This window comes from Catenulispora pinisilvae, assembly GCF_015356865.1.
Taxonomy (GTDB): Bacteria; Actinomycetota; Actinomycetes; order Streptomycetales; family Catenulisporaceae; genus Catenulispora; species Catenulispora pinisilvae.
In genome coordinates, this window is sequence record NZ_JAAFZA010000242.1 from 1 (window position 1) to 15,249 (window position 15,249).

Genomic DNA, 15,249 nt, shown 5'->3' on the forward strand with positions numbered 1-15,249 from the left:
CCGCGCAGCCGTCCCCCGCCCAGCCGTCCGCCGCCTCCGAGCCGCCCTGCGCCCCCGCCTCCAAAACGAGCTCAGACCGCAGCGAGCTCAGGCTCGCTAGTCACCCCGTGCACCGCCCGGTGCGACCGCGGCTGCGACCACGCCCACACGTCCGGGCTGCCGGCCAGCGCGCCGCCGGCCGGGTCGTCGTCGATGCCGTCGGCGCGGATGGGGTCGCGGCGGGGGTCGAGGATGTCGCGGATGATCTGCACCATCATGAACACGATGCCCGCGAGGTGGATGATGATCGCCCACACGTAGAAGTTGTCCGGCAGGCCGCGGGTGTTGCCGTTGCTCGGCCCCGCCTGCCAGACCAGGTAGTACCAGACCGCCACGTAGTAGGCGGCCTCGCAGCACTGCCAGATCAGGAAGTCGCGCCAGCGCGGGCGGGCCAGTGCCGCCAGGGGGATCAGCCACAGGACGTACTGCGGCGAGTAGACCTTGTTCAGCAGGACGAAGATCGCGATGGTGAGGAACGCCAGTTGGGCGAAGCGGGGCCGGCGGCGGGCCATCAGGCCCAGCAGGGCCACGCCGAGCCAGCCGGCCAGGACCAGGGCGATGATGACCACGTTCTGTTTCGGCGGTACCCAGTTCCACCAGTGGCGGATCGCGAACCAGGGGGAGCCCAGGTCGATCGGGCGGTTGTCGTTGAAGGTGAAGAAGTACTTCCAGCCCTGGAAGGCGAAGATCATCACCGGGGCGTTCACCACCAGCCAGGTCACCACCGCTGTGCCGGTCGCCTGGGTCCACTGGCGCATGCGGCCGGCGCGCCAACACAGGACCAGCAGCGGGATCAGCAAGAAGACCGGGTACAGCTTCGTGGCCGAGCCCAGTCCCAGGGCGATGCCGGCCACCACGGGTTTGTTCCGGGCCCAGGCCAGCATGCCGACCGAGGCCAGGGCGACCGCGATCAGGTCCCAGTTTATGGTTCCGGTCAGGAGTAATCCCGGGGCCAACGCGAACATCGCCGCGTCCCAGGGCCTTCGTCCGGCCAGGCCGATGATGGCCAGGACGCAGACGATCGAGAACACGATCAGGAACCACGTGGTGATGTCGTAGAACCACCGCACCTGGTCCGGGGTGTCGGCGCCCAGCTTCTGCGCCAGCAGCGCCGCGGTCTCCATCGTCGCGCCGGCCACCACCGGGTACTCCAGCCCGTAGTTGCCGCTGGCGGCGTCGGTCTGGCGGTAGGGCGTGAGGTTCTTGTCGAAGCCGCGGCCGTAGTACATGTACGGCACGTCGGTGTAGCACAGGTGGTTGTACTGCTGCTTACCCGTGCCGTTCCAGGCCGTGGAGTAGCACGGTGAACGCTGCGCCACGCCGAGCCCCAGGGTGAGCAGCGTGAGCAGCACCAGCACCCGCGCCACGGTCCGGATCGCGGTGTTGGAGCCCAGCTTCGGCCGCAAGGCCCGCGCGCCCAGCGGCCCGCCCACCGCGTCCGAGGCGGCGTTCACCACCGGGTCGTCGAGGGAGGGGGCGACGAGGGTGGGTGCCGCCGCGCTCCGGCCCGTCGGTTCCCCCGACGGGCCGGGCGCCTGGTCGCTCACGTCCGAACTCACTTGCACATCGTGCCCTACCGGTCCGTTCTCCGTCTGCATGTCCTGGGAAAGATTCAGAACTCAGCTCGGCGGTCCGAACCCGGGCAGACCGGACGTCGTGGTCGACGTGGTCGGCCCCGAGGTCGTCGGGCACAACGGATCCGTCGGGTTCCGCTTGCAGTACTGACTCGACGGCGTGGACGGGGTGGTGGAGGGCTGGCCCCACGGCGACGTGGGGCTGGACGTCCCGGTGCCGGTCGGCTGCCCCTGCGAGCTGGTGTCCGCCGGCGTCGAGGGCAGCGTCACACACTGCTGCGTGGCCGGGTCGAACTGCGCCGGCGGCGTGCACAGCTGCGCCTGCGAGGACGTCGTGGCCTTCGTCGGGGTCGGGGTCGGCGTCGGGGTGGGCGTCGGGACGAACACCGCCTGGCAGTTCGCCTCCGAGCCGGTCGGGGTGCCCGGAATCGAGCCCGAGCCGCTGGCCAGCGTGCCGGGTTCGACCGACCCGCCGGTCGGGATCAGGTTGGAGACCCCGGAACAGGCCGGTGTGTATGGCGGGAATGGTTTGGCGAAGTTGTCCTTGTTCTTGCCCATCTCGATACTCATGAACGCCGACCAGACCGACGTCGGCCAGTCGTTACCGTTGATGCGTTGCTTCGGATTGTCATAGCCCAGACCGGCCAGTGACTCGATCGCGCCGGTGTCCGGTGTCGACCGGAAGAGCCCCACGGACGTCACCAGCGACGAGGAGAAGCCGGTGAACCAGGCCGAGTGGCCGTTGTCGCTGGTACCGGTCTTACCGGCCAGGTTGCCGTTCGTCTCGTCGGAGAGCTTCGCGGCGTCGGAGTTCTGCGAGGCGGTACCGCCCTTGCCGAACACCGACTGCAGCGCGTTGGTGACCCCGGCGGCGGTGTTGGCGGAGATCACCTGCTTGTTGACGCCGCTGTTCGGACGCAGTGCCGGCGGCGTCCAGACGACCTGTCCGGTCTTCTGGTCGATGATCTCGCTGACCTGCACCGGCTCGTGCGAGACGCCACCGCTGTCGAAAGCGGAGTAGGCGGTGGCCATGCGCATCGGCGTGATCTCGGCGACGCCGAGGGTAAGAGCGGGGACCGGGTACAGGTCGGGGGTGTCAGGCTTGATGCCCAGGTTCACGGCCATGTTCCAGACCGCCTGTGGGGTGATGGTCGGGTCCAGTTCCAGCGAGACGAAGACCGAGTTGAGCGACAACGCCAGGCCCTGCTTCAGCGTCGCCATGCCTTGGAAACCGCCGATTGCCTCGTCGTCCTCGTTGGGGGGGTAGAACTTGGTCGCGCCGGTGTTGGGGTCGGTGTAGGTCATTGGCTCTTTCGCCCCGACCGGATAGTAGAGCGGCTTGAAGTTAGAGCCTTCCTCCTGGCTGTCCAGGGAGAACTTGCCCGTCTGCAACGCGGCCGCCAGCGTGATCGGCTTGAACGTCGAACCGACCTGCACGCCACCCTGAATCGCGTAGTTGAAGGCGTTCTGGGTGTATTCCTCTTTACCGTCGGTGCCGGTGTAGAAGGACTTCAGTTCGCCGTCTTTCGGATCGATCGAGGCGAACGCCAGGTGCACGTCGTGGTCGGAGGGCTGACTGGGATCCAGTTTCCCGCCACCGCCACCGCTGGTCCCCTTCCACAGCGCGTCGGCGGCTTGGACCGAGTCGTTCATCATCGCGTGGTTGTACGTGGTGACGATTTTGTACCCGCCCTTGGACAGGTTGTCGATGTTCGCGTACTTCTGGGTCTGCTGGTCGCTGGGGTACTCCTGCATCTGCGCCGCGAGGTAGGCCGTGGCGGCGTCCTTCATGTACCCGACGTACCCGCCGAGGTTCGGCGCCTTCTCATCCTTGACCACCGGCAGCTTGCCCTGGTTGGTATCGCTTTGCGGCTTGGAGATGAACTTGTACTCCGCCATGTTCGCCAGGATCGCGTTGTACCGCCGCGTGAACCGGTCGAACGTCTTGGGGTTGTCCGTGCGGGCCTTCGGGTTGGCCAGCGCGGTGGCGAAGTTGCTGGGGTCGTTGACCAGCGCGGCCAGGAAGGCCGCCTCCTGGACGTCGTTGTTGGTGAACTGGGCGATCGGCTTGCCGAAGTAGGCCCGGGCGGCGGCGTCGATGCCGTACGCGCCGCGGCCGAACGAGATCTGGTTCAGGTAGCCGAGCAGGATCTGCTGTTTGCTCTGCGTGTGGTTGAGCTTTATGGAGATCATGATTTCGTTGATCTTGCGGCCCAGCGTCTGGTCCTGCGACAGGTACGCGTTCTTCACGTACTGCTGGGTGATCGTCGAACCGCCCTGGGTGCCGCCGCTGCCGAACAGGTCGTTCAGCGCCGAGCGGGCCACACCGGTGAACGACACGCCGGGGTCGCTCCAGAAGGAGTAGTTCTCCGCCGCGACGAACGCGTTCTGGAACACCTGCGGGATCTGAGCTATGTCGTTGACCTGGTAGTAGTTGACGCCGATCTGGTTGAAGACCTCTTTGCCGTCGTCATAGGTGAAGCTGGTCGGGTTGCCGGCCGCGATGTTGTTCTTGGCCTGCGGGATCGTGGTGTTGGCATACGCGTAGGCCACGACGCCTATAACGCTGAACAGGAAACCCAGGAAGACCGACAGTATCTGCTTGATGGAGGGCATCCAGTGCCGCCACCCGCGCTTGCCGTAGCGCGGGTAGTTGATGAACTTCATCCACCAGTCTTTGGGCGGCAACTCGTCCCGGCGGCCGCTGCCCGAGCGGGCCCGCGCGGGGCCGCGGCGGCGGGCAGCGCCGCCCAGTCCTCGGCGGCCGCCGCCGGACGCGGTCTCGGCCGGCTCGGTGCCGTAGCGGTCGTGGTATCCGCCGGGCCCGTAGTCATGGTCCTGATATTCGCGGTCGTCGTAGGACTCGTACTCGTCGTACTGGTCGTCGTACCCGTCGCCGCCGCGCCGGCCGCCGCCCCCGCGGCGCTTGCCGAACATCCCGGACAGCTGGTTGGAGAGCCCGTCGAGCTTGTCCGAGAAGCCGCCGCCACCAGCCGGACGGCGTCCTCGTGACCCGCCGCCACCTCCGGCGCGTCGACTGCCGTGCTCGCTCATACCTCGGTCCGCCTCACCTGAAGTCCACTGTGGAGCTGCGCTCGCCGCCCGCCCCCCTTGCCCGCCGGCGGCCGGCGGATGGGAACCGCCATGGACCGGCTTGCTCGCGGAGACGCGCGAAACCCGTAGGCCGGTTGCGTTCCCGCCCCGCCCCGGACGCGCTATCGGCAAAAGGTACCCCACCGAGCCATGAAGACCGGGGGAGTGGCGGCGATCTGTCCGTTTCGTTCCTTCCACCAGGGGACTTGTGCGGTGCGGCCGGCACCCGCTACCGTTTCGATGTATCGGATCGATACATCGAGTAGCTGTATCGGCTAGGTGTATCCGTCCGATGTATCGGGAGACGGCGGCGTACGGAACCGTACGGCGCGCACGGTAGGCGAGGAAGGAGCAAGCGATGGCGAAGCGGTCCCAGATCCTGGAACTGGCGGTCCTCGGCCTGCTCCACGAGAACCCGATGCACGGCTACGAGCTGCGACGTCAGCTCAACGTGCAGCTCGGGGCCTTCCGCGCGCTGTCCTACGGGACCCTGTACCCCTGCTTGAAGGACTTGGTCGCCCGCGGCTGGATCGCCGAGGACGACACCGTGACCGCCAACGTGGCCGCCTCGCGCCGGGCCAAGATCAGCTACAAGCTGACCGCGGAGGGCAAGGAGCGGTTCCAGGAGCTCATGACGACCTCCGGTTCGGCGGCGTGGGAGGACGACAACTTCGGCGTCCACTTCGCGTTCTTCGGGCGGACCAACGCCGGCGTCCGGATCCGCATCCTCGAGGGACGGCGCAGCCGTCTGGAGGAGCGGATGGAAGCGGTGCGCGGATCGCTCGCCCGCAGCCGTGACCGGCTGGACTCCTACACACTGGAGCTCCAACGGCACGGCCTGGAGAGCACCGAGCGCGAGGTCCGTTGGCTCAACGAGCTGATCCGGACCGAGCACGAGCAAGCGTTCCCGGCTCCATCGCAGCAGCAACCCCAGCAAGGCTCCCCAGCAGTCGATCAGGTTCAGCCCCGGCCCTCCTAGCGCCCGCGCGCGGAGAACTGTCCGAGAGGCCCGGTCGTAGCCGGCCGGCCACTGTCCCCTTTCCATATATACGCAGGAGAACGTGCCCGTTTCCCCCGGGCGCGGAAGATGAAGGAGAAACCGTTCATGGGTTCGGTTCGAGTAGCGATCATCGGCGTCGGTAACTGCGCCGCCTCGCTGGTGCAGGGCGTCGAGTACTACAAGGACGCCGACCCCAACGCCAAGGTCCCCGGCCTGATGCACGTCCAGTTCGGCGAGTACCACGTCAGCGACCTGGAGTTCGTGGCCGCGTTCGACGTCGACGCCAAGAAGGTCGGCCTGGACCTGGCCGACGCCATCGGCGCCAGCGAGAACAACACCATCAAGATCGCCGACGTCCCGCCGACCGGCGTGATCGTGCAGCGCGGCCACACCAACGACGGCCTGGGCAAGTACTACCGCGAGACCATCGTGGAGTCCGACGCCGAGCCGGTCGACATGGTCGCCGCGCTCAAGGCCGCCAAGGCCGACGTCCTGGTCTGCTACCTGCCGGTGGGCTCGCAGAAGGCCGCGGAGTACTACGCGCAGGTCGCGATCGACGCCAAGGTGGCGTTCGTGAACGCGCTGCCGGTCTTCATCGCCGGGACCAAGGCGTGGGCCGACAAGTTCCAGGCCGCCGGGGTGCCGATCGTCGGCGACGACATCAAGTCCCAGGTCGGCGCGACCATCACGCACCGCGTGCTGGCCAAGCTGTTCGAGGACCGCGGCGTGATCCTGGACCGCACCATGCAGCTGAACGTCGGCGGCAACATGGACTTCATGAACATGCTCGAGCGCGAGCGCCTGGAGTCCAAGAAGATCTCCAAGACCCAGGCCGTCACCTCGCAGCTGTCCCACGACATCGGCGCCGGCAACGTGCACATCGGCCCGTCGGACTACGTGGCCTGGCTGGACGACCGCAAGTGGGCCTACGTCCGCCTGGAGGGCCGCGCGTTCGGCGACGTCCCGCTGAACCTGGAGTACAAGCTCGAGGTCTGGGACTCCCCGAACTCGGCCGGTGTCATCATCGACGCGGTGCGCTGCGCGAAGATCGCCCTGGACCGCGGCATCGGCGGCCCGATCCTGTCGGCGTCCTCTTACTTCATGAAGTCCCCGCCGGTCCAGTACTTCGACGACCAGGCCCGCGACGCGGTCGAGCAGTTCATCCGCGGCGAGGTCGAGCGCTGATCCAGCGCCGGTCCAGCCGCTGGTCCGGCCCCTGGTCGCCGGGGGTCCGGCGGGGTCGCCGGATTCTCATCGGCTCTTCATCTACGGCATAGGCCGTAGACGAATTACGCCTCAAAATACTGCCCCGAGCCTGCTCAGGCTCGGGGCAGTTCGCGTAAGCTCCCGCGAGGCAATGATATACGCAAGGAGTTTTACATGGGCCGCAAGCGCGAAATATCGGTTATATCGACACTCGCGGTGGCGGGCGCGGCCTTCGGCGGGACCTTGGTCTCGGCGCCCAGCGCCTCAGCCGCCAGCATCACCGTCTCCGCCTCGGGGTCGGATGTCGTGGCGATCAACCCTTCGGCGTTCTCCGGTGGAGCGCCGACGGACCAGGTCAGTCAGCAGCTTGCGCAGACCCTGCGCAACTCCTCGCGGTACCTGGCCACCACTTGGTACAACCAGACCTATGGCAACAGCCTGGCATCCGACGGATATCTGAACCTGGACATCCCCGGTGCCGTGCCGGAGCAGACCTTCCGCCTCCCGGGCATGGCCGCGCTGTCCATCGCCACCTCGGTGAAGCTCGGCACCTGGGACGCCGCCGCCTCCGGCATCAGCGCCGACGAGGCCGCGAACCGGGCCGCCACCATGGTGCGGGCCCTGGCCCACCGCTACTACGCGAACAACTCCCTGGCCGGGGTTTCCACCTGGGGCCAGAGCTGGCAGTCGCCGCTGTGGGCCTTCTACACCGGGCAGGCCGCCTGGCTGGTGTGGGACAAGCTGTCCCCGTCCGAGCGCGACGACGTGGCCCGGATGCTGGCCGACGAGGCGAACCGGCTGACCACCGGCAACGACGTCTACCTGACCTCGGGGCAGGGCAGCGAGCAGCTCTACCAGTACAACAAGGCGGGCACCGACGTCACCCCCGGCGACACCAAGGCCGAGGAGGACAACTACGACGCGCAGCTGCTCGGGTTGGCCGTGGCGATGATGCCGAACCACCCGAACGCCGCGGTGTGGCAGCGCCGCAACGAGGACCTGCTGATCGCCGACACCGCGACCCAGGCCGACCTGTCCAACCCGGCGGTGGTCAACGGCCGCCAGCTGAACACCTGGTTGCAGGGCTGGAACGTGCAGCCGGACGGCACCGTGCAGAACCACAACATCCTGCACCCGGTCTACATGACCGCGCTGGACCAGTCGCTCCAGCAGGTCGGCACCTTCGCGCTGGCCGGCAGGTGCGCGCCGCAGGCCGTGACGGACAACGTCGGCCTGGTCTACGGCGCGCTGGCGAACCCGGTCGACCCGCCGTCGCAGGGCTCGCAGCAGTCGACGTACAAGTACGCGCCGGACCCCAACAACCTGGCGCAGTACAACTCGCCGATCACCATGCCGGACCCGATCTACCAGCCGAACTCGGCGCAGATCAACTACCCGCAGGGCAACGACTGGGGCAAGCAGTTCCCGTCCTACTACGGGTCCTTCGACGCCCTGGTCGGCGCCTACAACCTGGCGCCGAACGCGATGGCCAACGCCAACACGCACATGGCCGCCGAGGAGCAGTTGCAGGGCCGGTTCAACACCGGGCAGACCTACATCCCGTGGAACCCGGCGACCACGCCGGCCGACCAGGCCGAGAACTCCTACGTCGGCGCCGAGCAGCGGGTCGGCCAGATCGCGGCGCAGGCCTACATGGCCCTGTGGCTGAACCACGAGCGCCCGGCGTGCTTCGACAACTCCGGGAACCCGACCCCGCCGAACGTCCCGGCCCCGCAGCCCACCTCGGTCTCCCGGCTGGCCGGCAGCGACCGGTACGGGACCGGCGTCGCGGTGTCCCAGAGTCAGTGGTCCAACGCCGGCGGGGACAACACGCCGCGCGCGATCGCGGACTCCGTGGTGCTGGCCCGCGGCGACAACTTCCCGGACGCGCTGGCCGGCGTGCCGCTGGCCAAGCGCGACCGCGGCCCGCTGCTGCTGACCGAGACCGCCAGCCTGAACCCGTTGACCGCCAAGGAGATCCAGCGGGTCCTGCCCAAGGGCAAGACCGTCTACATCCTCGGCGGCAACGTGGCGGTCTCGCCGAAGGTGCAGACGCAGTTGCAGCAGCTGGGCTACAAGGTCGTGCGCTTCGGCGGCGCCGACCGCTACGGGACGGCGTTGCAGATCGCGACCCAGGGCATGGGCTCCCCGCACCAGGTCGTGGTCGCCACCGGCGGCGACTTCGCGGACGCGCTGTCGGCCGGCCCGCTGGCCGCCGACGAGGGCAACGCGATCCTGCTGTCCAACGGCAAGACGCTGGACCCGGCGACCAAGGCCTACATCGCCGCGGCCCGGGTCAAGAACGGCGCCGCGGACCCGGCCTTCCACCTGAACGCGGTGGGCGGCCAGGCGGTGGCGGCGACCGCGTACCTGGGCGGCCAGTCGCACAGCCTGATGGGTGCCGACCGGTACCAGACCGCCGCGGCGGTCGCCGCCCGGTTCGCCGCCGACATGCCGGTGACCCAGTTCGGCGTGGCGACCGGCATGCAGTTCGCCGACGCCCTGACCGGCGGTGCCTACATGGCCAACGCCGGCGAGCCGCTGCTGCTGACCGCCCCGACCGTGCTGGCCCCGGCGGACACCAGCCTGTTCCACACGATGCAGAACCAGATCTCGGCCATCACGCTGTTCGGCGGCCCGGTCGCCATCCAGAAGAAGGTGATGGACCAGATCGCGCACGCGGTCGGCGGCGTGGAGCACTGATCTGGAGTCCGGCCCGGTGATCCGGCGCCCGGCGCGACAGTCTGGCGTCCCGCCGGCCGGCACGCGTTCGGCGCCGTGTTCCGGCCGACACAGCGATCCGGCGTCTGCCTTCCGGGGGATCTCCTCGGGAGGCGGACGTTTTCCGTTGCCCGGGCTTTAGAGCCACCAATCCTCGGTCGCTCTTACTCAAGCCACTATTTACAGGCTTCTGATATTCCAGCACATTCCTTCGTGGACCCCATCGGTTCTTTCGCCATCCACGAAGGAGACCCATGCGCACGATCCGTCTGGCCGCGCTCACCGCCGCTGCCGCCACCGCGTTCACGATGTCGATGTCGGCCTCGTCGGCCGCCGGGGTGAGCCACTACGGAGCCAAGCCGATCGCCCCTGGTGCCGGCTCGCACGCCGCCCCGGCTGCTGGTGCCGACACGCTGTCCCTACAGACCAATGGCAAGACCGGCGTCGTGTCGCCGACGCCGAAGGTGTACCTGGTCTTCTGGGGTTCTCAGTGGTCCAAGGACCCGGCGAAGGTGGCCCCGGACATGCAGGCGATGTTCAAGGGGCTGTACGGCGCCGAGGACACCTGGGGCACGATCCTCGCGCAGTACTGCGAGAACGCTCCGAAGGGCACCACGACGTGCCCGTCCACCGCGACGTTCATCAAGCACCCGTCCGCCTCGGTCCTCGGCGGCGTCTGGTTCGACAACGGTTCCGCGGCGCCGGCCAACTCCACGCAGGCGCAGATCGCGGCCGAGGCGGGCAAGGCGGCCGGGCACTTCGGGAACAAGACCCAGGCGCCGAACCTCAACGCGCAGTACGTGGTTCTGTCCGCGACCGGCACCCACCCGGACGGCTTCCCGAACAGCGGCTTCTGCGCGTGGCACGACTCCACCAGCAGCAGCTACGGAAAGCTCGCCTACACGAACCTGCCTTACGTTCCCGACCTCGGGGCGGGTGCCTGCACGACGCTGACCGACGGGCGCATGCTCTCCGGGATCGAGTCCACCGAGACGCATGAGTACGCCGAGACGGTGACCGACTTCTGGCCCACCGACGGCTGGAACAACACGGCCAACGGCGAGATCGGCGACGAGTGTGTGAACCTGGATGCCTACGAGACGTTGACCACCGGAAAGTTCGATGTGCAGGGGTTGTGGTCCAACAAGGCGAATGCCTGCGTGACGCACGGCTGATCCGCCGGAGCCGGTCCCGGGTTCGGTGCCGCGGGTGATTCCACGCCTGGCTCCACGCCTGGCTCCACGCCTGGTTCCACGCCTGGTTCCACGCCTGGCTCCACGCCTCGGAGAGCCGCCGGAATACCGGTGGCTTTCCGGGGCGTTGCGCACTCCAAGGCAATGCCCATAGGGAAGCTAGGGAGTCCAGCATGTCCGAGACGGAGCCGACCGCGACGACCCGCGCCGCGGCGCATCCCGCGCCCCCGGCCTGGAATCAGTGGGCTGAGAAGCGTGACGCGTCCGTTTCCGGCTCGCACGGCGCGCTCGCCCTGGTCGCGACGCACTGGCTGGGCGAGGGCGCGGCCGTGGCGCTGGACGGACTGCCGGGCCGGTGGGCCGTCGACGGCGACCGGGTCAGCCTCACCGCCGAGCCGGCCGACGCGCTGTTGGTCGAGGATGTCCCGGTGGACGGCATCCGGCTTCTGGCCCCCGACCTGGCGCCCGATCCGACCGTGGTGTTCCACGGCGGCCGCAAGCTGGTGCCGATCGTCCGCGAAGGCGTGCTGGCGGTGCGGGTGTACGACCCCGACGCCGAGAACCGCCGTACCTTCGCCGGGATCGAGCGCTTCCCGTACGAGCCGGGGCTGGTGTTCACGGCGCGGTACGAGCCGTACGTCCACGGCCACGTCGAGCAGGTGCTGAACGCCGACGGCCGGGAGCGCGGGCTGGCGCTGGACGGAGATCTGGTCTTCCAGCGGGACCAGGTCGAGTTCCGGCTGGCCGCCACCCGGACCGGCGACCGTTTCGACGTCACGTTCGGCGACGCCACCAACGGGCCGGACACGTTCGGCTTCCGCCAGCTCGCCGCCGCGATCGTGCGGCCCGGCAGCGGTGAGATCGTCGTGGACTTCAACCGCGCGCAGCTGCCGCCGTGCGCCTTCAGCGACCACTTCATCTGCCCGGTCCCGCCGGTGGGCAACCGCCTGGACCTGGCGGTGACCGCGGGGGAGAAGCGCCGCGCGGTCACCGCCTGAGGCGGCCCGCGCCGGCCCGACCGCGCCGGCCCTTCCCGCCAATTCCCGCCGGACCGGTGGGTTTACCGGCTGTTAGCATCGGCACCGTGCAGATCTCAGCGAAGGCGGACTACGCGGTCCGGGTGATGCTCGAGCTCGCGGCCCACGGCCCGGACCTGGTCAAGTCCACGGTCCTGATCGAACACCAGGGACTGCCGCGCAAGTTCGTCGAGTCGATCCTGGTCGAACTGCGCCGCGCCGACCTGATCCGCAGCCACCGCGGCGCCGAAGGCGGCTACAGCCTGGCCCGCCCCGCCAGCGCGATCTCCATCGGCCAGGTGATCCGCGCCGTCGACGGCCCCCTCGCCGAGGTCCGGGGGCTGCGGCCGCACGAGACCGAGTACGGCAACGCGGCCCAGCATCTCTCGGACGTCTGGGTCGCCGCCCGCGCGGCCCTGCGCAAGGTTCTGGACGAGACCAGCCTCGCGCACGTGCTCAGCGGGAAGCTGCCGGCGCACGTGCGCCGGATGGCCGAGTCGCCGGAGGCCTGGCTGCCCAGGTGAGCAGCTTGCTGCGAGCAGGGCTCGGCCGCCTACTTCGCCGCGGCGTTGTTCACCTGAGTCCCGCAGGACCCGCCGTCCGGGCTCGTCCACAGCCACGGCGCGCCACACCACGTGCTGGCGAAGTCCGGGGTGCCGGCCATCGGGGTCACGGTGGTCGCCGTGGTGCCGGCGCTCGGGTCGTCGATCCCGATGTTCACCGCGGCGTCGGCGGCCGCCGCACCGCCGATGACAGCGGTGCCGGCGCACAGGGTCAGGGCGGCGAAGGTCGCGAGCTTGCGCATGATTGTTCCTTCCGGTCAGTTCATGGCGCCCAACCGGCCGTGCGCGCCGCCGGTCACGGGGCTTGACCCCATCGGGCGAATCGTTAGGCCGCCGGCTTCTTCACCGGCTTCTTAACCGGTTTCTTCACCGGCTTGAACGACGTGATGTACGCCGCCGTCGGCGAGCCGAGCCCGGTCGCGGTGTCGTACCCCTTGCGCGCCGCCAGGCCGTGGTCCGCGTCGAGCTTGTAGAGCCGCGCCTCGTGGGTGTCGCCGAACATGCCGTGGTCCACGACCGCGGAGATCGTGGCCGGGGCGCCGGTGGGGTGGTCGACGATGTCGTCGAGCTGCTTCGTCCCGGCCCGCTTGTACAGCGCCGGGTTGGCGAAGCCCAGGGCCCCGCCGGAGGCCTGCATGGCGTCCGCCTGCACCGCGGCGAACATCGGGGCCGCCGCGGACGTGCCGCCGACCACGTCCTGGCCGTAGCCGCCGAGCGTCGGGTCGGTGTGGCCGGTGCGGACGGCGGTCAGCAGGTCCCCGTCCAGCGCCACGTCCGGCACCGTGCGCATGGCCGTGCTGATCTTGCTGCCGCCGGCCACCGCGTGCGCCAGATCGTTCGGCACCACGCCCTTCTGGTACGCCGGCTGGTCGAAGTCCTCGCTGGTCCCGCCGCCCCCGCCGAAGTAGAAGGTGCCGGGGAGCGGGGCCCACGCGCTACCGTCGGCGGACAGATCCGAGCGCAGATCCCCCATCGGCACCTCCCAGTGCCGCGTCCCGTCGGCCGCGAGCGCCAGCGCGGTCCCGCCGACCGCGGTCACCCACGGCGAGGCCGCCGGCCACTCCACCTGCGCCCGCGCCGACCCGGCATCGCACCCGGGCCCGGTCAGTCCCGGCGCCTGGTCCCCGCAGTCCCCGCCGGCGAACGCGAACCCGATCCCCTCGGCCGCCCCGGTCGTGAAGATCTGGTTCTCCTGCGCGATCAGCGCCGGGTCGATGTCCGCGTCCTCGCCGTCCCCGGTGGCGTGCATGATCTCGCCGAACGAACCGGTCACCACGTCCGCGGAGCGCTTGTCCACGATCCCGGCCAGCGTGGCGGCGATGTCCTGGTCCTGGCACGAGGCGGCGCCGAAGTAGTGGACGACCGCACTCGGCGCGAGCCCGTGCGCCATCTCGACGTCCAGCGCCTCCTCCCCGCCCCACGCCGCAGGGGTCTCACACACGCCGTCCCCGAGGTGCTTCCACCCGCCCGGATCCACGGACTCCATGTACTGACCCGCCCCGAACGCCGGGTCCCCGACCGACGTCGCGAACTGGTTCGCGTCGGCCCGCATGGTCGGCGAGCCGTACGCGTCCACGACGCCGATGATGGCGCCCTTGCCGGCGAAGCCGGAGGCGGTGACGCCATACGCGGCGCGCAGTTGCTTGGGGGAGTAGCCGCACACGACGAGCGGATCGGGCTTGTTGTAACCCTGCGGGACGCCGGTCGCCGGGGTGGTGCCCCAGCCGGACGAGCAGGCGGTGGAGTCGGTGGTCGGCGCGGTCGGGTCGCCGGGGTCGCCGGGATCGGCGGGGTCGGTGGGCAGGCTGCGCTTGATGGGGCCGCCGACGATGACCGGGCTGAGGGGGACGGACGGCTGCATCGGCCCGCCGGGATTCACTTGCGCGGGCGCCGGCATCGCGGGCGCCGGTGGCTGGCCTGGCTCGCCCGCGCCTGTGCGAGCGGCGGCTGGTGTCGGTTGCGTGGCTGGTCGCATCGGCCCGCCGGGATTCACTCCGGCTCCGGGGATTGTCGGCTCCGCCGGGCCGCTATTTCCACCGGGGCCGGCTGGCTGCATCGGCCCACCCGGATCAACTCCGGGACCCGTCAGTCTTGCTCCGAGGCCCGTCAGTGCCCTGCTTCGAGGCCCGGCAGCGACCCGATAAGAAAACTGCCGCATCCCTCGCGTCTCCGGTACCAACCCCGCAACACTCGACACCGCCCCGACCAGCCCCGCCGGCACCGCCGCCCCGGCCTGCGCCGCGTAGCCCTCGCCTGCATTGCCCTGGCCCGCATTGCCCCCGACCGCATGGCTCCGCTGCTCCGGCAGCCGCCCGAACGCCTTCCGAATCTCCCCGGCCGTCCCGGCCACATCGATCCAGTGGCTGTTCTCCGCACCCACCTTCAGCCCGCCTCCGGCCAGCCAAGCGTGCACCTTCGCCAGCTGCGCCGCCGTCGGCCCGAACCGCGCCTGTACCTGCGCCGGGGTCAGGAAGTGCCGGTACTGCGCGTCGTGCGGGTCCGAGACCGCGGCGGCGAGTTGTTGTAACCCGTCCGGGTCAGCGCCGGCCAACCCGATCCGCGCAGTAGTAGGACCATCCACCGCCGCCGGTGCGGTGGCCGTGGCCGACAGTGCGTCCGGCCCCGCGACCAACGCGCCGACCGTCAGCAGGGCCGCGACGTGCCTGAACCGTCCAACCATGCCAGACTCGCCCTCTGCTCGCCCTACCCGGAAGATCGGGAAGGACATTAGCCATGGCAGAGGGCGAACCTGCGGATTTTGATACCGCGCGTGTCGATCGGTTTCTACAACTCCGCCGGAACCGGCGCGCTCTCGGCTCCGGACCACTCCACCTGTCCCCCGCC

General features: G+C 69.5%; 10 protein-coding genes. 6 read left to right on the forward strand and 4 right to left on the reverse strand.

Annotated features, from left to right (window positions below):
• Positions 1-71: 71 nt before the first annotated feature.
• Positions 72-1,598 (reverse strand): glycosyltransferase family 87 protein, encoded by a 1,527-nt coding sequence (locus tag IZR01_RS40460; RefSeq protein ID WP_194897707.1) that lies wholly within the window; start codon positions 1,596-1,598, stop codon positions 72-74.
• 60 nt (positions 1,599-1,658) lie between these two features.
• A complete protein-coding gene (locus IZR01_RS40465) occupies positions 1,659-4,667 on the reverse strand; it encodes a transglycosylase domain-containing protein (RefSeq protein ID WP_194926938.1) in 3,009 nt (1,002 codons plus the stop codon).
• Between the two features lie 397 nt (positions 4,668-5,064).
• Between IZR01_RS40465 and IZR01_RS40470 the strand changes: the two genes are divergently transcribed.
• From IZR01_RS40470 to IZR01_RS40495, 6 genes are all read left to right on the forward strand, one after another.
• Positions 5,065-5,685 (forward strand): PadR family transcriptional regulator, encoded by a 621-nt coding sequence (locus tag IZR01_RS40470; RefSeq protein WP_194897705.1) that lies wholly within the window; start codon positions 5,065-5,067, stop codon positions 5,683-5,685.
• Between the two features lie 126 nt (positions 5,686-5,811).
• Positions 5,812-6,891 carry an inositol-3-phosphate synthase gene (locus tag IZR01_RS40475; protein ID WP_194897704.1) on the forward strand — a complete coding sequence of 360 codons (1,080 nt, stop codon included), beginning with the start codon at positions 5,812-5,814 and terminating at the stop codon, positions 6,889-6,891.
• Positions 6,892-7,086: 195 nt separating this feature from the next.
• On the forward strand, positions 7,087-9,615 hold the full coding sequence (locus tag IZR01_RS40480) for a cell wall-binding repeat-containing protein (protein ID WP_194897703.1): 2,529 nt from the start codon (positions 7,087-7,089) through the stop codon (positions 9,613-9,615).
• A gap of 272 nt (positions 9,616-9,887) precedes the next feature.
• Complete coding sequence (locus IZR01_RS40485) at positions 9,888-10,808, forward strand: hypothetical protein (RefSeq protein WP_194897702.1); 921 nt, start codon at positions 9,888-9,890, stop codon at positions 10,806-10,808.
• Positions 10,809-10,999: 191 nt separating this feature from the next.
• Positions 11,000-11,824: a DUF1684 domain-containing protein gene (locus IZR01_RS40490; protein ID WP_194897701.1), complete on the forward strand. Its 825-nt coding sequence runs from the start codon at positions 11,000-11,002 to the stop codon at positions 11,822-11,824.
• An 86-nt stretch (positions 11,825-11,910) separates the two neighbouring features.
• Positions 11,911-12,366, forward strand: a complete 456-nt coding sequence (locus IZR01_RS40495; RefSeq protein WP_194897700.1) for an RrF2 family transcriptional regulator — start codon at positions 11,911-11,913, stop codon at positions 12,364-12,366.
• 29 nt (positions 12,367-12,395) lie between these two features.
• Here the strand turns inward: IZR01_RS40495 and IZR01_RS40500 are convergent, their stop codons facing one another.
• Both IZR01_RS40500 and IZR01_RS40505 read right to left on the reverse strand, forming a co-directional pair.
• Positions 12,396-12,647 (reverse strand): hypothetical protein, encoded by a 252-nt coding sequence (locus IZR01_RS40500; protein ID WP_194897699.1) that lies wholly within the window; start codon positions 12,645-12,647, stop codon positions 12,396-12,398.
• Positions 12,648-12,730: 83 nt separating this feature from the next.
• Positions 12,731-15,085 (reverse strand): S53 family peptidase, encoded by a 2,355-nt coding sequence (locus IZR01_RS40505; RefSeq protein ID WP_194897698.1) that lies wholly within the window; start codon positions 15,083-15,085, stop codon positions 12,731-12,733.
• Between the last annotated feature and the right edge of the window lie 164 nt (positions 15,086-15,249).

What these genes read in the sequence shown, in the direction of transcription:
- IZR01_RS40465 (WP_194926938.1), bottom strand. Translation starts at nt 4,667, where the DNA reads ATGAGCGAGCACGGCAGTCGACGCGCCGGAGGTGGCGGCGGGTCACGA.
- IZR01_RS40470 (WP_194897705.1), top strand. Translation starts at nt 5,065, where the DNA reads ATGGCGAAGCGGTCCCAGATCCTGGAACTGGCGGTCCTCGGCCTGCTC.
- IZR01_RS40475 (WP_194897704.1), top strand. Translation starts at nt 5,812, where the DNA reads ATGGGTTCGGTTCGAGTAGCGATCATCGGCGTCGGTAACTGCGCCGCC.
- IZR01_RS40480 (WP_194897703.1), top strand. Translation starts at nt 7,087, where the DNA reads ATGGGCCGCAAGCGCGAAATATCGGTTATATCGACACTCGCGGTGGCG.
- IZR01_RS40485 (WP_194897702.1), top strand. Translation starts at nt 9,888, where the DNA reads ATGCGCACGATCCGTCTGGCCGCGCTCACCGCCGCTGCCGCCACCGCG.
- IZR01_RS40490 (WP_194897701.1), top strand. Translation starts at nt 11,000, where the DNA reads ATGTCCGAGACGGAGCCGACCGCGACGACCCGCGCCGCGGCGCATCCC.
- IZR01_RS40500 (WP_194897699.1), bottom strand. Translation starts at nt 12,647, where the DNA reads ATGCGCAAGCTCGCGACCTTCGCCGCCCTGACCCTGTGCGCCGGCACC.
- IZR01_RS40505 (WP_194897698.1), bottom strand. Translation starts at nt 15,085, where the DNA reads ATGGTTGGACGGTTCAGGCACGTCGCGGCCCTGCTGACGGTCGGCGCG.